The following is a 17,877-nucleotide window of genomic DNA, read 5'->3' as shown; positions in this document are numbered from 1 at the left end:
ACATACCGAGCGCGGCTGCTTAGCAAACGATTTAGTAAGCGCTCGGTTTACAAAATTAGATATATACCGAATAAAGGAATACATAATGAAATCAATCAAAAAGCCATTTCAACTTAATTTATTAACTGCCGCTATCAGCAGCTTATTACTTTATGGTTGTGGCGATGCTGAAACCACTATTATTGAAAAAGAACCAATAGTAGTGCCAGATGAAGACGACCATGATGATGACCATGGCGATGACGAGTTTACAATTGAATCAATGGGACGCCTTGCTGTGTTATCTGCTGACAGCAACCAAGCAGTAGTCTTTGACTTAGATGACAACCAACTATTAGATACTTTCTCGCTAATTCATAACTCAAACTCACTTACCGCCTCTGCTGATTATCGTTTTGCCGTAATCGCTAGCCGCAGCAATGACTATGTTGGTTTTATTGATAGCGGCATGTGGCGTGAAGATCATGGTGCTCATTTACACGATTACGAACAAGCACCAGAAATGAATCATCTTGAGTTAGATGGCAGCCGACCAACGCATATTGTTAAGCATGACGGCCATATGGCAGTGTTTTATGATGGCGACGCAGACTCTGGTATTCCAGCTGCGGTGCAAGTTTTAACTGATACCGATATTAGTTCTGAAATCTCTAACATCCACACTTTAGACTACCCAGTAAACATGCATGGAGTAGCTGAGCCAGTTGGAGAATACTTACTTTCAACTGTTCGTCGTGATGATGCCGAAAATACGTCAGCCGCTAAAATCCTACCTGATCAAGTCGCGGTTTATCACTTGCACGACGGCGAATATGAACAAGAACAAATATTAGAGGTACTTTGCCCTGATTTACACGGTGCAGCTCAAAACGGACATGCAGTACTGTTTGGTTGTTCTGATGGCATATTAGTCGCTCATCAGCATGATGAAGAATTCGAAGCAGAGAAAATCCTCAATATTGAAGGCTTAAATGGTTTACGTATTGGCACTATTTACGGTCATGAAGAGAGTGAAACCTTTATTGGTATAGCAGCCGGACATGGCGGCGGTGAGGCAATTCTAGTAAAAATTGATCCTGAAAATGAAGAGATGGAAACCCTAGAATGGCAACCAGCTGCGGATGCTAGTCCGGTTTCCTATGCATTTGCTTACGAAGGTGAAGCATTTCTAATTTTAGACAGTAAAGGCTTTTTAAACATCTTAACCCCACATGATCACGATGGCGAAACACATTGGGAATTAGCAGGCAGTGTGGATATCTCTGAAGAAGATGTGTCAACCATGCCAGAAGGCATGAAATTTAGCATGACAGTCGCCGAAAACGGTCACTATGTTTATGTGGCCGATCCCATCGCTCAACACGTACTTCAGGTGCATATAGAAGACATGGAGATTGAAGGTGATATTGAGTTAGATTTCGCTCCTGCTAATATTACATGGCTGGGTATAGCCGAAGAAGCACACGAAGACGACGAGCACGATCATTAATTGAACCCTAGTCTTGTAGGGCACATTCTGTGCCCTACAAACCACTACTCTATATAATCCACAACAATAATTGGCGTTATGTTAGAAACCACACCAAAAATTGAACAAGTTCCAACTAACATCATTACTGGCGCACTTGGCGTAGGTAAAACCACGCTTATTCAAGCTTTACTGGAGCAAAAGCCAAAGCACGAAAGATGGGCTGTTTTAGTTAATGAATTTGGTGAAATAGGCGTAGATGGCGCTTTGCTAACGACACCCGAGGAAGACGGTATTTTTATCAAAGAAGTACCAGGAGGCTGTATGTGTTGCACCTCTGGTTTACCTATGCAAATTGCCCTTAATCTACTGTTAGCTAGAGCAAAACCCCATAGACTATTAATAGAGCCAACGGGGCTTGGTCATCCCAGAGAAGTGCTACAAACCTTGAGTGAAGAGCATTACAAGGAGGTGTTAGATATCCGAGCCACACTGGCACTAATTGACATTCGTAAACTGGCTGATAAACGCTGGCGAGCCCATCAGCCTTTCCAAGAACAATTAGAAATAGCTGACCACATAGTAGTGACGAAGTCAGACTTATACCAACAAGACTTAACACCCCAGCTTAATGAATATTTACAAGATATTGGCATCTCAAATTTACCTATCCGTTACGCCCAACAAGGAAAAATTGACCCGCAAATTTTGTTATCCAAATCAAAATATCAAGAACCGAGCGACCAAACCATGCATTCACACTCTCATTCTGCCCCCCATGATCATGAAAGCTCCCACCCCAAAACATCAGACTCCATACAAACTATCAAGGCACCGGAAACAGGCTCAATCAAAGTTGAAAATAATGCAGATGGTTATTACTCATATGGTTGGATATGCGCGCCCACACAAATTTTCGACTTTAGATCGGTAATGGATACTCTTAGTCCACTAACTGTAGAACGATTAAAAGGCATATTAATAACAGAGCAGGGCGTGCTGACATGTAATTTAATAGACGGCTGTCTATCAGTAAGCATGACTGGCTTAGAACAAGCAGCAGATTCACGGCTAGAGTTTATTACTGATGACAAAAACCTAGCCGAACAAACCAGTCAAAGAATAGAACATTTATTAAATTTAGCTCCAAACTAAGGCCTATTTTTGAATCCAAGTGGCACTAATGATTAGTCCTAGAGTTAAATCTCTGCCTCTATATCGGTGCCACTATCATCGTATTCTTCATTGTCTGCGTCATTTAACGAAGACTTAGAAGCAGAGCTGTACAAAGTAAAAAAGTTGCGTTTAGTTCTGGATAACTTGACGTACTTAGCCCAAGCTTTCTCAACAGTAGTTGTGGCTTGTGCTTTACCCATCATCACCTGAACAAATTGTTTTTCTTCGGCTGTTTCTGGAATCAATTCTCCCATCTCTAGACCTAACAGACTCTGGCCATAGATGCTCAAAATATCTGATTCAGCAATGCTAAAATCCCCAGACTTTTTAAACCCACGAGAAAAGTTCACAGGATCACTGTACATTTTACTACCGATTCGAATATTAAAAGTATTCATTAAGCCTGCTCCTAAAAATCTGTCATTTATTGAGTATGTAAAACAGGCCTTTTTTAAACAAATTTTTGGTTTAAATAAAACAAATAATTTTTTTCATCACGACAAATTTTTTAGGAATAGTGAGAGCTGCAATAAAATTGCTCTACTTAAGATACAAATTAAAGGTAGCGTGGGACCAAAATAAATATGGTGCTTATAACAATACCAAATATGGCTTCTATAACTGACAATTTTTTTAATTTAAGAACATTAAAATATCCTAGCCAGATAGCAATTAATGACAGCGGAAAAAATATAATAATTGCGACTAGAGGCAATTGCGTACTGGTTATGCCTGCCCAACTAAACAAAATTTCTTCTGAGGCAGTATGTCCAAATACAGCTAAATAAAAATTAGTCTGCGATGATTTAAAGGCCATGAAAAAACCAGCTAAGAACAAAGTAATAGCGGTATAGAATGGGATAAACTGAGAGTAGTATTGGGCCGTAAGCCATACTAACGGGTTATTGTCGAACTGCAAGGATTGAAATAAAACAATACTAAAATAGGCCCCTAGCAGCAAAAAGATTAAAGCGCTCAACCTCACTATGTTTAGGTTATTTTTAGCATCAGCTTGTATCATTCAGCCCTCCCCTAGCCCTTTTTATAGATAACCTAATAGTCATAGTGTTTTATCGCCCTTTACTAAAAGGCTTTGTTGTTCTAATCAACTAGACTTTAAATATACTAATGGTTTCTTTTAATAATACCGCTTGATCAGACAAATCCTGACTAGCACTAACATTTGATTGAGATTCTTTATTAATATCTGATCCTAAATCTCTTATTTGCATGACATTTTTATTTACGTCTTCAACCACATAAGACTGTTCCTCTACAGCTGTAGCTATTTCTGTGGTCATTTGTGCAACGGTTTCCATTTCCAACATAATATTATCTAAAACCAACCCTGCTTCTTTTGCAGCTGTTGTACTTTCGACACTCTCATTTCTGCACTGTTCAACTACTGCAACAATACCTACGGTAGATTCTTGTAAATCATTAATAATTTTTGTTATTTCTGCAGTAGATTCCTGTGTTCTCATTGCCAAGGTTCTCACCTCATCAGCCACTACGGCAAAACCTCTACCTTGCTCACCGGCTCTTGCCGCTTCAATTGCGGCATTTAATGCTAATAAGTTTGTCTGTTCGGCAATACCTTTAATCACATCAAGCACAGAGGTGACACCGTCACTTTTAGTTTTTAGGTGGTGCATATCTTCACCAGCGGTAATTAGAGTATTTGCCAACTTGTCGACATTACTAATAGTTTGCTTAACCTTTTCAGCCCCTTCTTTAGCACTATCATGAGTGGAAGTTACTGTGCTTGCAGTGCGATCGGCATTTTTCGCTATGTCATTTGCCGTAGCCCCCATTTCGGTTATCGCTGTAGCCACCATATCACTTTGTATTGCTTGCTTTTCTACGCTCACTTGAGTGTTATGCACACTTTTTGATACGGTAGATGTAGCGTTCTCTAATTTAACAATGGCAATAGCTATTTTCTCAACCATGTGATGAAAATATTCAATTAAGATATTAAAGTCTTTTGATGCGGAGCCAATTTCATCATCTCTTAAAATTTTAACTCGTTTGGATAAATCTTCAGAACGACGAATATCACTAAAAGAATTGGATAAAAATTCAATGGCGTTCACTACTTGTCTAGCCACAAATACAATCACCAGTGCAATCACTAAGCACAACACCACAGTTAAGCCTATATTCACAACTCGACTAGAAGCTAACTGCTCTTCCGTTTCTTGCACTAATTTATTGTTAATTATGCTCAAGCTTTCTTCGAGTTCGTGCACAGCATTGCGCAATTGCCCACGATATCCCTCATTTTGATCTAAGCCGATTTCTTTTGAAATATCAGCAAAGGCAGCAAATTCTTGAGTATAGTTTTGAATCAAAGCAATCGACTTAGGATCTCCAGATAACAAGGTTTTTAGTCCGTTAGCGGTATCATTAAGTGAACCTAAATACTTAGGGTCGCTACGCAACATAAAATCTTTTTCGTGACGCCGTAAAGTTAACAGTTGTACTAAAGCCCGATCATTATTTTGTGCTTCTAAATAAGCTTCTAATTCGTGAGTGACCTTTCTTAATTTACCGTAATGTCCACTGTTTTTATCTATTCCTTTACGTTCAACTCCATCAACTAACTTGTGGAATGCTGCTATATAACGCTGTAGAAGACCGTTTACTTTAGCTAGTTCAGAACCATCTAATCCACTTTTTGCCACCTGGCTGATTAGTATTTTCAGTTCTTTTTCTGAATTTTTAAAAACCTGATCAAATTTTTGTACATACTTAAAATCTTGACGCATTAAAAAGTCTTTTTCACTGCGACGCAGCTGTAATAAAGCAATTTGTAATTTATTACTTGAATCAATTAACTGGTATAAATGATTTTGTGAACTTTCATGAAAGGAGCCCGCAGCAAATATTATCGCCAACGAAAACACCACAAAAGCAGCAAGCCCATAGAGTTTATGTTTAATTAATAGTTTCATGGCATTCCTCTTTTAACTTAGGTAAGCAATAAATAAAATTTGTTAGACGCTCACTTTATCGGCCGTTTCTAAATTATAATAATTATTCATTTATTGCTCAGCAACAGCACTATTCAAACTGTTCTTGTTCTAGGGCTTGGTCACTCAACTCAATTGCATTGTCTAAGTTTTCTGAGCGTTTAATCGGTACTGGTTGTAAACCACCTAATAATTTATACAATTCACTACCAGCTGCTAAAAATGCCCCTGTGCCGTAAACTTCAGTCTTATCAGGCCAAGCTTGACCAGGTGCAGCTCCAATTGGCTGTACATAACCTAACATGCCATCGTCAGTGATATGACTAGTTAATGCTGACCACGCCTTTAACACGCTAGGTAAATATTTTTCTTTATTCAATAAACCTTTATTTATTCCCCAAGCTAAACCATAAGTAAAAAATGAGGTACCACTGGTTTCAGGTGTCGGATAATTTTCATCGTCCAATAAACTCATGGCCCAATGACCTTGCTTAGTTTGAATATCCATTAAAGTGTCTGTCATTTCTAGATAGATTTTTTTGAAATACGGATAGTGTTTTGATTCAGGGTTGAGTTCATTCATCACTAAGGCTAAGCCAGCATAAACCCAACCATTACCTCGCCCCCAAAATACTTTTTTGTCGTTAACTAATTCACCTATATAACTGTTATCTCGGTAATATAAACCTTCAGCGGGGTCGTATAGGTGGTCTGTAGTCGCCTTAAATTCTTCTACCATCCAATCAAGATATTGATTATCACCCGTGATTTTTGACATTTTTGCCCATACAGGTGGAGACATAAACAAGGCGTCACACCAAGTCCAGCGTTCAAGATGCTTGTAATTGTCAAGGGTAATGGGCTCCTGACTTGGATGCGCCATAATGTAATCTAAACTTTGTTTAGTAGGGGCTAACATAGAGGCGTCATTGTAACGGCGGTATAGATCTAGATAGAGTTGACCAACAATATGGTCATCAGCATGATACATTCTACTGTGTAATTTCCACTCCCCTTGCTCTGCAATGCTCTTTAACCATTCTTGATAACGAGGGTCGCCTGAAATACTGGCCCACTTCAACATACCTACATATAAAGCACCATTCGTCCAATCTAATATGTGATGAGGCTTATTTCTTTTTTCCGAGAAGATTTCTCGAAAGTGGGCTATTTGCCAATCGGCCACTTTCTGCATTGATAATGCAATATCACTTGTATTAACGGTTATTTGAGATTGTGGTTGTTCAGTTGGCTTTTGCGCGCAGGCAGTTAATATCAGTACCACCCCAAGAGACATTAAAATATTCTTCATTGTGTGCACCTTAAACTTGTATGATAAGTAAAAAAATAATAGCACTAGCTAAGACATTAGTTCAATTAAAGCTAATCAAATTCCACATCGATCAAACGAATATCAAAAAATAATGCCGTATTCGGTCCAATTTTATTACCTACCCCCTTTTTGCCCCACGCCAAATCAGAGGGTAATACAAATTCATACCGAGCACCTACAGGCATCATTTGTAAACCTTCTTGTAATCCAGGTAAGGCTTCTTTCATTAAGAATCTATCTGGAAAGCCGGTCTTGTAAGTATCGCCAATCACGCTGCCATCCATATTTAGGATCCGTTGATTCACCACTACACTGTCTTGCATTGTGGGTTGTTGACCTTGGGCTTCTTCAATAACCCGGTAAATAAGGCCAGTTGCAGTTTGAACCGTATCGTCTTTTCTAAGGTATTTTTCAATAAACAACTCGCTGGCCTTACGATTTTGACCTGCTGAACCTTTATTCATTTTTTTGGATTTTGCCATGTAAAGATGTGTGTCTCTGACTGTTATTAGCACTCAGTATATCAAAATCATTTTCAACATTAGATAAGATTTTGGCGGTCTGAATATCGCCCTAAGTATTTTAATTAGGTAGCGACTTTACACCAGCACAGAGATCTAAAAAGCCCTTAACTTGAATGAAATTTATACACAAAAGAGCAACCGCCACTAGACTTACTAACATTTAGTGTTAAGCTTTTTCGAACTAAAATTCCTAATTAATATCTGATGAATATAAAAAACTCAAGTCAAAAAATATTTTTGTTTTACATTCTCAGTATGTCATTTTTTGTGAATGCAAAATCAGTTGAAACATCTCCTAAAGGCACCAAAACCACTATTACTATCGCCACCACGGATGCTGATTATTTACCATTTAAATTCGAAGTAGACGGTGTTAGGCAAGGTTTCACCATAGATGTGCTTGATTATATTGAAACCCATTCAGAATTTGATTTTGAATTTATCGTGTTATCTTGGCCAAGAGCACTGCACTTGGTTGAACTGGGGAAAATTGACTTACTTTTATCCTTGTTTAAAACCAAGGAGCGAGTGGAAAAGTACCACCTTATTGAACCCTCTTATGGAGGTGAAATAAGCCAGCTATTTACCCTAACTGATAATAATTTTGAATTTACAGGCCAATTAGAACAATTAACTCCATATACAGTAGGGAGTACTAGAGGTTATTCAAGCGGAAAGATTTTCAACCATGCTGAATACATAACAACATTCCCAACAATATCAGAAGAAGTATTACTAAAATTGTTAGTGGGAAAAAGAATTGATCTAGCTATTACCAATCCCTTTACCTTTAATAATTTAATTTTAAAACAAAACTTAGTTGGCAAAGTAAAACCAATTGAGCCCTACATTACCATTACACCCTTTTATTTGACCTTATCAAAAAATATCCCTAACTCACTTTTAATTAAAAATAGGTTAGCGGAATTGCTCCAACAATTAATGACATCTCCTGAATACCAAAAATTATTGGATAAATATCAACTAAATTATTAGGTAAATAAAACAAAGTTCAAATTTAAACTCGTCGGTAATCTTAACTGTCTGTCAAAAAATATAGCGGCTTAATATTGTCTAAAAGTTGCAACAAAAGGCGCGTGATCTGATTCTGGAAACTTAGTGTCACTAGCAAAAGGTAAACTTTCGTCATGTAAGTTTTCGTTAAAAATCTGCGCTTGAGCAAATTTTCCATACATAGATTGAGAAATTAACATGTGATCCAATAGGTTTCTTTGGCCATGGTGTAAATGACTAAAGCGCACTGAATCAGCGATGGCTAAACTGCAAGGCAACATCACAGTATGGCGCAATTCAGGATTACCAGTGTTTTCTACTCGGCCACAAATAGCTTCTACCGGCACCTCGCCTGGTTCAGCATTAAAGTCACCACACACTACAATATTTGCATCTGGAGTATCAGCAAAGATTTCATCAATCAAGACTCGAGTTTCTAAGGCTTGCCCCACTCTTTTGATTGACGATAAAAAGTATCCTTCAGCCCAACCTGCAGCACTTTTCCACGTATAGTTATTTTCTTTTTGACCTTTCACATTTGAAGATAACCTAGATTTAAGATGCAGATTAATCACATGTACATTACCTACTTCTGGCACATCAATCTGTACATGTAAAATCGGGCGCTCCCAACTAATATCTTTGGCTTCTTCAGCCGGAATAGCGGTAGACTTGCGATATTCAAGCTTTTCTAAATGATCATGTTTATATTGATTTAATTGGATAATTGGCCAACGAGATAAAATCACTAAGTTACGTTTATCATACGGTACCTCATCAGAAGTCACTGTATACGCGGTATGAAAGTGAGTATAAGGAGTGTCAAGGATTAAGGTTTCTAACGCAGATAGCTCACGCTTAGGATCTCGTGATGTATGCTCTGGTAACTCTTGCCCATGCACCTCTTGCAAGCACAAAATGTCCGCATCAATTCGCAATAACATATCTCGCAAAGGTTTGATCCTTTTATGTAACACTGGGTTTAGTTCGTCGCTGCTTTCGTCTAAATTTTCGATGTTAAACGTGGCTATTTTCATAATCTAGTGTCGTCCTATCTATTAGATTTTAAATGCAATACCGAAATAGGTAATACAGAACAGTGTATACGGTTAAAAATTAAACACTTAATGTAGGATTTACTTTTTTTAGCTAAAGGTCAATCAATTACCCATAAAAAAGCCCGCAATATCTGCGGGCTTATACAATTTTTAACAAATATTAATGATCTTGTGCTTCTCCAGCACCTTGTGGATAACGAATATCCTCAACGAGTTGTTGGATTTCTTTAGGCGCATCTGCAGTAAACTTAAACACAATAAAGGCTACTGCAAAATTCACTAACATGCCTAGCGCGCCTATACCCTCTGGTGAAATACCAAACCACCAATTTTCTGAGATATTGGCAGCTGGCTCCACAAACTTAAAATACACTATATAAGCGGTAGTAAAACCTATGCCTGCTAACATTCCAGCTATGGCACCTTGGCTATTCATACGTTTATAAAAAATACCCATGATAATAGCTGGGAAGAAGGACGAGGCCGCCAGACCGAACGCGAAGGCGACCACCTGCGCCACAAATCCGGGTGGATTAATACCAAACCAACCTGCCACACAAATTGCCACAGCAGCAGCTAGTCGAGCATAAAACAGCTCTGCTTTATCTTTGATATTTGGCATCAAGTTTCGTTTTAATAAATCATGTGAAACAGAGGTAGATATCACCAATAACAAACCAGCAGAAGTAGACAATGCCGCAGCCACGCCGCCAGCTGCTACAAGTGCTATCACCCAAGCGGGTAAATCTGCAATCTCTGGGTTGGCTAGTACCATGATGTCGCGATCCACTTTCATTTCATTGCGCTCATCACCAGAGTAGAACATCTTGCCATCTTGGTTTTTATCATCCCAGCTGATTAAGCCGGTTTTTTCCCAGTTGGTGATCCAACTAGGAGCTTCACTGTAGGCGGTGCCTGTAGCTGCTTGAGCATCAATAGTGGGGCCGTTAATAGTTTCTATCATATTCACCCGTGCAAAAGAGGCAATTGAAGGTGCTGTGGTATACACAACAGCAATAAACAGCAAAGCCCAACCAGCACTTTTGCGGGCATCACGTACTTTGGGCACAGTGAAAAAGCGCACTATGACATGAGGCAATCCTGCGGTACCCACCATCAAGGCCGCAGTAATACAAAATACGTCTAAGGTACTTTTGGAGCCGGAGGTATATTCATGAAATCCGAGCTCTCGAGAAAGCCCATCGAGTTTATCTAATAAGTAGACTCCGGAACCATCAGCTAGGGTTGCGCCAAATCCGGTTTGTGGTAACAAGTGGCCCGTGACCATAATTGAAATAAACACGGCAGGCACTAAGTATGCAAACATCAATACACAGTATTGGGCCACTTGAGTGTAGGTAATGCCTTTCATGCCGCCCAATACGGTATAGAAAAACACTATGCCCATACCAATCAATACGCCGCTGGTAATATCCACTTCTAAGAACCGGCTAAACACTACGCCCACACCACGCATTTGACCGGCTACATAAGTGAAACAAACGAAAATGGCACATAAAACGGCTACGGTTCGAGCGGTTTGCGAGTAGTACCTGTCACCAATAAAGTCAGGCACAGTAAATTTTCCAAACTTACGTAAATATGGTGCTAAACAAAGCGCTAATAACACGTAGCCACCGGTCCAACCTAATAGATAAACGGCTCCGTCGTATCCCATAAACGAGATCAAACCTGCCATTGAAATAAATGAGGCTGCCGACATCCAATCTGCGGCAGTTGCCATACCATTGGCGATGGGGTGAACACCGCCACCTGCTACATAAAATTCTTTAGTGGAACCGGCTCGAGCCCATATGGCTATGGCAATATATAAAACGAAAGAGGCACCAACAATCAAAAAGGTAAGGGTTTTAATATCCATGGCTTATTCCTCCTCTACACCAAATTTTTTATCTAACTTATTCATTTGATGCATGTAAATAAAAATTAATGCCACAAACACATATATTGCGCCTTGTTGAGCAAACCAAAAGCCCAATTTAAAACCAAAAAAAGGAATAGTGTTCAACTGATCCACCAGCAATATTCCACAACCAAAAGACACCACAAACCAGACTGTTAATAACTTTGCCATTAACATTAGATTGGCATGCCAATAAGCCTTTTTATCTTCTTCGTTTTTGAATCCCATTAGATTCTCCTTCGTTATTATTATAAATTTGTTAACAGACTTAGGGTAATAATGCCTAACAAAATAAGTTCATATTAGAATTATTTCAGTTATGAAAATTATTTACAGTATAGATTTTTATTAATTAGAGCAATTAGTTAACACCCTAAAATATAGAAGAGGGAAATAGCTTTAATTTTATTTGTCGGGAATAAAAAATAGGAAAAAGCTGAATAGAAGGTAGTTTGTTATAAAAAAGTAAAATTTTAGAAGAGCTAAACTAACTGGATCATATACTTTCTCCTTCATTTATTTCGAAACCTAAATCAATAAAAGGCTCAATATTCGAAGCACCATTAATACGCAAAAGTAACTGCTGGGCAGCCACTTGACCAATTTTAAACCTTGGGGTGATCACACTAGCTAAATTAGGTGAGATAAGTTGTCCCATTTCGTGTCCATGCATACCTGTTATGGCAAGATCCTCAGGTATCCTTAGCCCTTTTTTCTTACAGCTGACTAACATGCCAATTGCTACATCATCATTGGTACAAATTGCCGCGTCTATTTTGGGTCGAATAGCCAAAATATCATCTAAAATTTCTGAACCTAGTCGAATCGAAGTAAACTCAGGGGATCTAAAAACAATTGATTCTTGCCCACTTTTTTTAAGTGCCTGCTCATAACCCCTCTGCCTGGCTAAATCGCGTACGTCTCCTTTAGCCCCTATATACGCAATATTCTGATAACCTTTACTCAACAATCGATCAGTCATCTGTCTTGCCGCATCTTCGTTATCAAACCCTACTGCCTGCTGAATAGGAGGGGTGCGGGTATCCATAATTTCTGTGACAGGAACGCCAGCACCTTGGATCATTCGAAGCGTATTTTGGGTATGTACACTTTCTGACAAAATTAACCCGTCCACATGAAACGACAACAAGGAGCTAATACGTTTTTCTTCAAGTTGCTCAGAATAAGCGTAATGAGCAATCATAATTTGGTACCCAGCTGGTTCAGTGATTGACTCTATGCCTCGTAAAACCTCATCAAATACGTGATTTGAAATAGAAGGAAATAACACCCCTATGGCATAACTTTTACCTTTAGACAAAATATTCGGCGCGCGATTTGGTATATATCCCAACTTATTAATCGCCGTTTCAATTTGAACTCGTGAGGATGGGGCGACCAATTCTGGATTTTTTAAATAACGACTAACTGTCATTTTCGTCATACCAACGATATCAGCTATATCTTGAAGTGAAGTTCTTTTTGATTTCATATTTATTTTTGTATGGAAATTAGCTGGCGAAGCCAATGCCTAGGTCAATTATTCTTAACAGTAAATAACACATAAACAACTTAGCTAACAGATTTAATACCTTAAGACTAAATTTATCCAATTTTTATCACATTACGCAATACAAACCATCTTTATGTAAATCATTTTAGCCTTTATTTAAGTTCTCAATCATTATCTAAAAACTTGCCATGTTACCGGGAACATATTATTTTAATGCACATACTAGCAACATATTTTTTACATTTTATTAGGTGTCATTATATCCATGATCAATAATCCTATAATTAAAGGTTTCAACCCAGACCCAGTGATATGCCGTAATGGTCCCGATTATTATATTGCTACTTCAACATTTGAGTGGTTTCCAGGAGTACGTATCTATCACAGCACTAATTTTCAAGATTGGAATTTAGTCGCACAACCATTGAACCGAGTTAGCCAATTAGATATGCACGGTATACCCGATTCTGGCGGAGTTTGGGCGCCATGTTTAAGTTATCAAGACGGTTTATTCTGGTTAGTATATTCCAATGTAAAAAGTGTCCAAAGCCCTTGGAAATGTGGTGATACATTTCTAGTGACAGCTGCAAACATCACAGGGCCTTGGAGTGAGCCTATACGCTTAAAAATAGGTGGTTTTGACCCATCCCTGTATCACGATACATCAGGGCGGAAATACTTAACTTATCGTACTTGGGGCCCACGCCATCACAGTAACCCTCATAATAATATAGTGCTGCAGGAGTATTTTCATGAGCAGCAAAGTTTAAGTAACCAGCGCAAAATTATTTTTACTGGCACTCAACGTAAACTAACCGAAGGCCCACATATATACCAAAAAGATGAATATTATTATTTGTTAGTTGCGGAAGGCGGCACTGAATACAAACATGCCGTGACTGTACTGAGAAGTAAAAATGTGGATGGACCCTACGAATTACACCCCGACGAAATCATATTAAGCATGATCGACAAACCTTTCGAACCGTTACAAAAAGCGGGACATGGTGCGATGATCCACACACATAGTAATGAATGGTATTTAGTCTATTTAGTAGGCCGCCCACTAAATGGCCGCTCAACTCAAACAGAGGGAACCAAACAAGGGTACTGCCCCTTAGGTAGAGAAACCGCTATAGACAAAATTGAATGGCGAAACAACTGGCCCTACTTAGTCGGTGGGGGACAAGCAAAAGAACTCATTCCCGCACCTTCATTTTTCACCCCAGCAAAACAAACTGACGAATCATTTATCGATAACTTTGATAAAGGCCAATTAGATCCTGAATGGCAAACCCTACGGATCCCTTTTAACCCAGAAATGGGCGAAGTGTTAACTGCTCATGCTAGTTTAAGATTAATTGGACAAGAACCATTAATCTCCAGATTTGACCAATCCACTATCGGTCATCGTTGGAAACATATTAATTTTGATGCACTCACTAGTTTGTCTTTTAAGCCAAACCATGAGCAACAAAATGCTGGTATGACAATGTATTACAATACCGAAAACTGGGTTTATTGCTTTGTTGACTTTGATAAAACGATCAATTCACGCAGCATTAAAATTATTCAAGTGGACAATGGACAAGCACAGTATTTCTACTACGACAATCCCATACTCATTGCTCAAGCTGTAGAAAACATCTCTATAAAAGTCAGCGTTAGGCAATCAGTTTTCACCTTTTATTACTCAATCGATGAACAAAATTGGACCCCCCTAAAGCAGAAGTTTGCTGCATGGAAACTCTCCGACGATTACGTTCAAGGCAAAGGCTTTTTTACTGGCGCATTTGTATGTTTGCATTGTTCAGATTTAAGCCATGAAGGCATACACGCTGATTTCCATCATTTCGATTATCAACCAATTACAATTAGTGAAGCGTAAATAAAATGGAATATATTAAAAAAACTCGCCGTTTTCGATCTGAAGATTGGTTTGATAATTCAGACCACATTGATTTAACCGCCTTGTATTTAGAGCGCTTTATGAATTATGGCGTAACGCCAGAAGAACTGCGCTCTGGCAAACCTATTATAGGTATTGCTCAATCGGGCAGTGATTTAGCCCCGTGTAATCGTATTCACCTAGAAACAGTGAAAAGAGTAAAAGATGGGATCCGCGCAGCGGGGGGGATCCCCATTGAATTTCCCACTCACCCTATCTTTGAAAATTGTCGACGCCCCACAGCTGCATTAGACCGAAATCTGGCTTATATGGGTCTAGTGGAAATCTTACATGGTTACCCTATTGATGCTGTGGTGTTAACGACAGGTTGTGACAAAACTACCCCCTCTAATTTAATGGCGGCCTCAACGGTAGATATTCCAGCCATAGTGCTGTCTGGCGGTCCAATGCTGGATGGTTGGCACGATGGTGAATTAGTCGGCTCGGGGGCAGTAATTTGGCGTTCTAGAAAACGCCTAGCCGCAGGTGAAATTGACGAAACCGAATTTCTAAATTTAGCTATGAGTTCTGCACCATCTGCTGGACATTGTAATACTATGGGCACCGCTTTAACTATGAACTCAGTGGCTGAAGCATTAGGTATGTCTTTAACGGGTTGCGCGGCTATTCCGGCGCCTTATAAAGAACGTGGTCAAATTGCCTATCGAACCGGTGTACGTATTGTAGAAATGGCATACGAAGACTTAACCCCTTCTAAAATCCTTAACAAAGATTCCTTTATCAATGCCATGAAAGTCATTTCAGCTATTGGCGGCTCAACTAATGCACACCCTCATTTAATGGCCATGGCTAGGCATGCTGGAATCGAAATCACGGCCGAAGACTGGAATACCTTGGCAAGACCTATTCCTTTGTTGGCCAATGTACAACCGGCAGGCGAATATTTAGGTGAACGTTTTCACCGCGCAGGTGGTGTACCCGCCATTATGTGGGAACTACTAGAAGCCGGCGAGTTAAATGGTGAAGTGTTAAGTGTTACTGGGCAGTCCATGTCCAAAAATCTGCAAAATAAACAGAGTCATGACACAGAGGTAATTAAACCCTACTCATCGCCCATGAAAAAAGACGCCGGTTTTGCAGTATTCTCAGGCAACTTCTTTGATTTTGCGATCATGAAAACCAGTGTTATTTCAGCCGAATTCGAACAACGTTTTCTGTCTAAACCTAACAGTAATGGCGTATTTGAAGCCAGAGCAGTAGTGTTTGATACATCAGAGCAATATCACGCCACTATTAATGATCCAGCACTAAATATTGATGGTACCTGTATTCTGGTATTGCGCGGCGCAGGCCCCATAGGTTGGCCTGGATCTGCCGAAGTCGTCAATATGCAACCACCCGACTATTTAATTAAACAGGGCATTACTAGTCTACCCACTCTTGGTGACGGCAGGCAATCTGGTACTTCTGATAGTCCATCCATTTTGCACGTTTGCCCTGAAAGTTCAGTAGGTGGCGGTTTAGCCTATATCCAATCTGGCGATATATTACGTATTGATATAGCCAATGGTATTTGCGATGTGTTGCTCGACGAAAGTGAATTAGCCATGCGCAAACAATCAAGCATAGCCACACCACCAGTATCCGAAACGCCTTGGCAAGAAATATACCGCGATACAGTGGGTGATTTGTCTCAAGGAGCTGTGATTGAAGTGGCCACTAAGTATCAGAAAATCGCTAAAAAATTACCCAGACACAACCATTAATCATGACCCAGTTAAGCAATAGGTTTTACACATGCAAATAGACACATATTTACCTTCAGATCAATATACAGGCACATTAATTGGCCGGGCTTGGGTACCGCAATCTTCAGACTTTCCCATCGCTGGTCCTACGCCAATTTGGTTACATGATTCGAATGTATATGACATATCCAGTATCGCACCTACCTGTTCAGAGATACTTAATATTGGAATTAGCAAAAAACAACTTGAGGCAGGGAATTTTAGAAGTTTAGGCAGCGTTGCCGCGCTTTACGCTAATTCTATTCAACACCCACTCGACAAAAACTATTTACATCTATTATCTCCCTTTGATTTACAAGCCATCAAAGCCTGTGGTGTAACCTTTGTTAGTTCAATGTTAGAACGTGTAATTGAAGAAAAAGCCGAAGGCAACGCTGACGTAGCTAAAGGTATTCGTCAAAAAATTTACGACACTATTGGTTCCTCAGTAAACAACTTAGTGCCAGGCTCAACAGAAGCCCTAGCCTTAAAAGAAATATTGATCAAAGAAAATATGTGGTCTCAGTATTTAGAGGTTGGAATTGGGCCATATGCTGAAGTATTTACCAAATCTCAACCTTTATCATCTGTCGGTTTAGGTGCTCAAGTTGGCCTTCACCCTATTTCCAGTTGGAACAATCCCGAGCCTGAAATAGTATTAGCGGTGAACAATCAAGGCAAAATAGTAGGGTCTACTATAGGTAATGACGTCAATCTCAGAGATGTAGAAGGCCGCAGTGCATTATTACTTGGCAAAGCCAAAGACAATAATGCCTCTTGTTCGATTGGCCCAATCATTCGCTTATTTGACGACAGTTATTCATTAGACGACGTCAGGTCATCTTTAGTCACACTTAATGTCAAAGGTGCACAAGACGAATATGAATTAGATGCCACCAACGACATGGTGCAAATAAGCCGTGATGTAGAAGACTTAGTCTCGCAAACCATTTCAGACTGTCACCAATACCCAGATGGTTTAGCACTATTCACCGGCACCTTGTTTACCCCAACACAAGACCGAGGTGAAGCTGGAAAAGGCTTCACTCACAAGACTGGCGATATCGTCAGTATTTCTACCAAACACATTGGTACGCTGCAAAATACTGTAGATTTTTCAAATCAAATTGCACCTTGGGAATTTGGTATCAGCGCGTTAATGAAAAATCTTGCTCAACGTAATCTAATTTAGGAAA

14 protein-coding genes are annotated in these 17,877 nt (G+C 39.4%); 6 read left to right on the top strand and 8 right to left on the bottom strand.

What is annotated here, in order from left to right; genetic code table 11:
- Positions 1 to 94 precede the first annotated feature (94 nt).
- Entirely contained in the window at positions 95 to 1,489 is a 1,395-nt protein-coding gene (locus L0668_RS05230) for a 5-methyltetrahydrofolate--homocysteine methyltransferase (RefSeq protein WP_235311223.1), read from the top strand.
- A 78-nt stretch (positions 1,490 to 1,567) separates the two neighbouring features.
- Positions 1,568 to 2,623, top strand: a complete 1,056-nt coding sequence (locus L0668_RS05225) for a CobW family GTP-binding protein (RefSeq protein ID WP_235311019.1) — start codon at positions 1,568 to 1,570, stop codon at positions 2,621 to 2,623.
- A gap of 44 nt (positions 2,624 to 2,667) precedes the next feature.
- Here L0668_RS05225 and L0668_RS05220 read toward each other — a convergent pair whose 3' ends face one another.
- The 4 genes from L0668_RS05220 to L0668_RS05205 all read right to left on the bottom strand — a co-directional run bounded on the left by L0668_RS05220 (position 2,668) and on the right by L0668_RS05205 (position 7,434).
- The gene (locus tag L0668_RS05220; RefSeq protein WP_235311018.1) at positions 2,668 to 3,042 is read right to left on the bottom strand and encodes a MaoP family protein; all 375 of its coding nucleotides are present in this window, start codon (positions 3,040 to 3,042) and stop codon (positions 2,668 to 2,670) included.
- 711 nt (positions 3,043 to 3,753) lie between these two features.
- On the bottom strand, positions 3,754 to 5,601 hold the full coding sequence (locus L0668_RS05215) for a methyl-accepting chemotaxis protein (RefSeq protein WP_235311017.1): 1,848 nt from the start codon (positions 5,599 to 5,601) through the stop codon (positions 3,754 to 3,756).
- A gap of 109 nt (positions 5,602 to 5,710) precedes the next feature.
- A complete protein-coding gene (locus tag L0668_RS05210; RefSeq protein WP_235311016.1) occupies positions 5,711 to 6,931 on the bottom strand; it encodes a glycoside hydrolase family 88/105 protein in 1,221 nt (406 codons plus the stop codon).
- 71 nt (positions 6,932 to 7,002) lie between these two features.
- Complete coding sequence (locus L0668_RS05205) at positions 7,003 to 7,434, bottom strand: FKBP-type peptidyl-prolyl cis-trans isomerase (protein WP_235311015.1); 432 nt, start codon at positions 7,432 to 7,434, stop codon at positions 7,003 to 7,005.
- A 297-nt stretch (positions 7,435 to 7,731) separates the two neighbouring features.
- Between L0668_RS05205 and L0668_RS05200 the strand changes: the two genes are divergently transcribed.
- Complete coding sequence (locus L0668_RS05200; RefSeq protein WP_235311014.1) at positions 7,732 to 8,472, top strand: substrate-binding periplasmic protein; 741 nt, start codon at positions 7,732 to 7,734, stop codon at positions 8,470 to 8,472.
- A gap of 68 nt (positions 8,473 to 8,540) precedes the next feature.
- On the opposite strand, the gene L0668_RS05195 is transcribed toward L0668_RS05200, so the two are convergent.
- From L0668_RS05195 to L0668_RS05180, 4 genes are all read right to left on the bottom strand, one after another.
- Positions 8,541 to 9,527 carry an endonuclease/exonuclease/phosphatase family protein gene (locus tag L0668_RS05195; protein WP_235311013.1) on the bottom strand — a complete coding sequence of 329 codons (987 nt, stop codon included), beginning with the start codon at positions 9,525 to 9,527 and terminating at the stop codon, positions 8,541 to 8,543.
- A gap of 181 nt (positions 9,528 to 9,708) precedes the next feature.
- Positions 9,709 to 11,430 (bottom strand): sodium:solute symporter family protein, encoded by a 1,722-nt coding sequence (locus L0668_RS05190; RefSeq protein WP_235311012.1) that lies wholly within the window; start codon positions 11,428 to 11,430, stop codon positions 9,709 to 9,711.
- Between the two features lie 3 nt (positions 11,431 to 11,433).
- Positions 11,434 to 11,700, bottom strand: coding sequence for a DUF4212 domain-containing protein (locus L0668_RS05185; RefSeq protein WP_235311011.1), 267 nt, complete (start codon positions 11,698 to 11,700; stop codon positions 11,434 to 11,436).
- Between the two features lie 268 nt (positions 11,701 to 11,968).
- Complete coding sequence (locus tag L0668_RS05180; protein WP_235311010.1) at positions 11,969 to 12,964, bottom strand: substrate-binding domain-containing protein; 996 nt, start codon at positions 12,962 to 12,964, stop codon at positions 11,969 to 11,971.
- A 286-nt stretch (positions 12,965 to 13,250) separates the two neighbouring features.
- Here L0668_RS05180 and L0668_RS05175 point away from each other — a divergent pair, with 286 nt between their 5' ends.
- The 3 genes from L0668_RS05175 to L0668_RS05165 are packed head-to-tail and all read left to right on the top strand — an operon-like array spanning position 13,251 to position 17,873.
- Positions 13,251 to 14,873, top strand: coding sequence for a glycoside hydrolase family 43 protein (locus tag L0668_RS05175; RefSeq protein ID WP_235311009.1), 1,623 nt, complete (start codon positions 13,251 to 13,253; stop codon positions 14,871 to 14,873).
- Between the two features lie 5 nt (positions 14,874 to 14,878).
- Positions 14,879 to 16,660 carry an IlvD/Edd family dehydratase gene (locus L0668_RS05170; RefSeq protein WP_235311008.1) on the top strand — a complete coding sequence of 594 codons (1,782 nt, stop codon included), beginning with the start codon at positions 14,879 to 14,881 and terminating at the stop codon, positions 16,658 to 16,660.
- A 31-nt stretch (positions 16,661 to 16,691) separates the two neighbouring features.
- The gene (locus tag L0668_RS05165) at positions 16,692 to 17,873 is read left to right on the top strand and encodes a fumarylacetoacetate hydrolase family protein (RefSeq protein ID WP_235311007.1); all 1,182 of its coding nucleotides are present in this window, start codon (positions 16,692 to 16,694) and stop codon (positions 17,871 to 17,873) included.
- Positions 17,874 to 17,877 lie beyond the last annotated feature (4 nt).

This window comes from Paraglaciecola algarum (assembly GCF_021532655.1).
Taxonomy (GTDB): Bacteria; Pseudomonadota; Gammaproteobacteria; order Enterobacterales; family Alteromonadaceae; genus Paraglaciecola; species Paraglaciecola algarum.
Note: the sequence above shows the minus strand (reverse complement) of the source record. Positions and strands in the feature narration are given on the sequence as shown.

What these genes read in the sequence shown, in the direction of transcription:
- L0668_RS05225 (WP_235311019.1), top strand. Translation starts at nt 1,568, where the DNA reads ATGTTAGAAACCACACCAAAAATTGAACAAGTTCCAACTAACATCATT.
- L0668_RS05220 (WP_235311018.1), bottom strand. Translation starts at nt 3,042, where the DNA reads ATGAATACTTTTAATATTCGAATCGGTAGTAAAATGTACAGTGATCCT.
- L0668_RS05215 (WP_235311017.1), bottom strand. Translation starts at nt 5,601, where the DNA reads ATGAAACTATTAATTAAACATAAACTCTATGGGCTTGCTGCTTTTGTG.
- L0668_RS05210 (WP_235311016.1), bottom strand. Translation starts at nt 6,931, where the DNA reads ATGAAGAATATTTTAATGTCTCTTGGGGTGGTACTGATATTAACTGCC.
- L0668_RS05205 (WP_235311015.1), bottom strand. Translation starts at nt 7,434, where the DNA reads ATGGCAAAATCCAAAAAAATGAATAAAGGTTCAGCAGGTCAAAATCGT.
- L0668_RS05200 (WP_235311014.1), top strand. Translation starts at nt 7,732, where the DNA reads ATGTCATTTTTTGTGAATGCAAAATCAGTTGAAACATCTCCTAAAGGC.
- L0668_RS05195 (WP_235311013.1), bottom strand. Translation starts at nt 9,527, where the DNA reads ATGAAAATAGCCACGTTTAACATCGAAAATTTAGACGAAAGCAGCGAC.
- L0668_RS05190 (WP_235311012.1), bottom strand. Translation starts at nt 11,430, where the DNA reads ATGGATATTAAAACCCTTACCTTTTTGATTGTTGGTGCCTCTTTCGTT.
- L0668_RS05185 (WP_235311011.1), bottom strand. Translation starts at nt 11,700, where the DNA reads ATGGGATTCAAAAACGAAGAAGATAAAAAGGCTTATTGGCATGCCAAT.
- L0668_RS05180 (WP_235311010.1), bottom strand. Translation starts at nt 12,964, where the DNA reads ATGAAATCAAAAAGAACTTCACTTCAAGATATAGCTGATATCGTTGGT.
- L0668_RS05175 (WP_235311009.1), top strand. Translation starts at nt 13,251, where the DNA reads ATGATCAATAATCCTATAATTAAAGGTTTCAACCCAGACCCAGTGATA.
- L0668_RS05170 (WP_235311008.1), top strand. Translation starts at nt 14,879, where the DNA reads ATGGAATATATTAAAAAAACTCGCCGTTTTCGATCTGAAGATTGGTTT.
- L0668_RS05165 (WP_235311007.1), top strand. Translation starts at nt 16,692, where the DNA reads ATGCAAATAGACACATATTTACCTTCAGATCAATATACAGGCACATTA.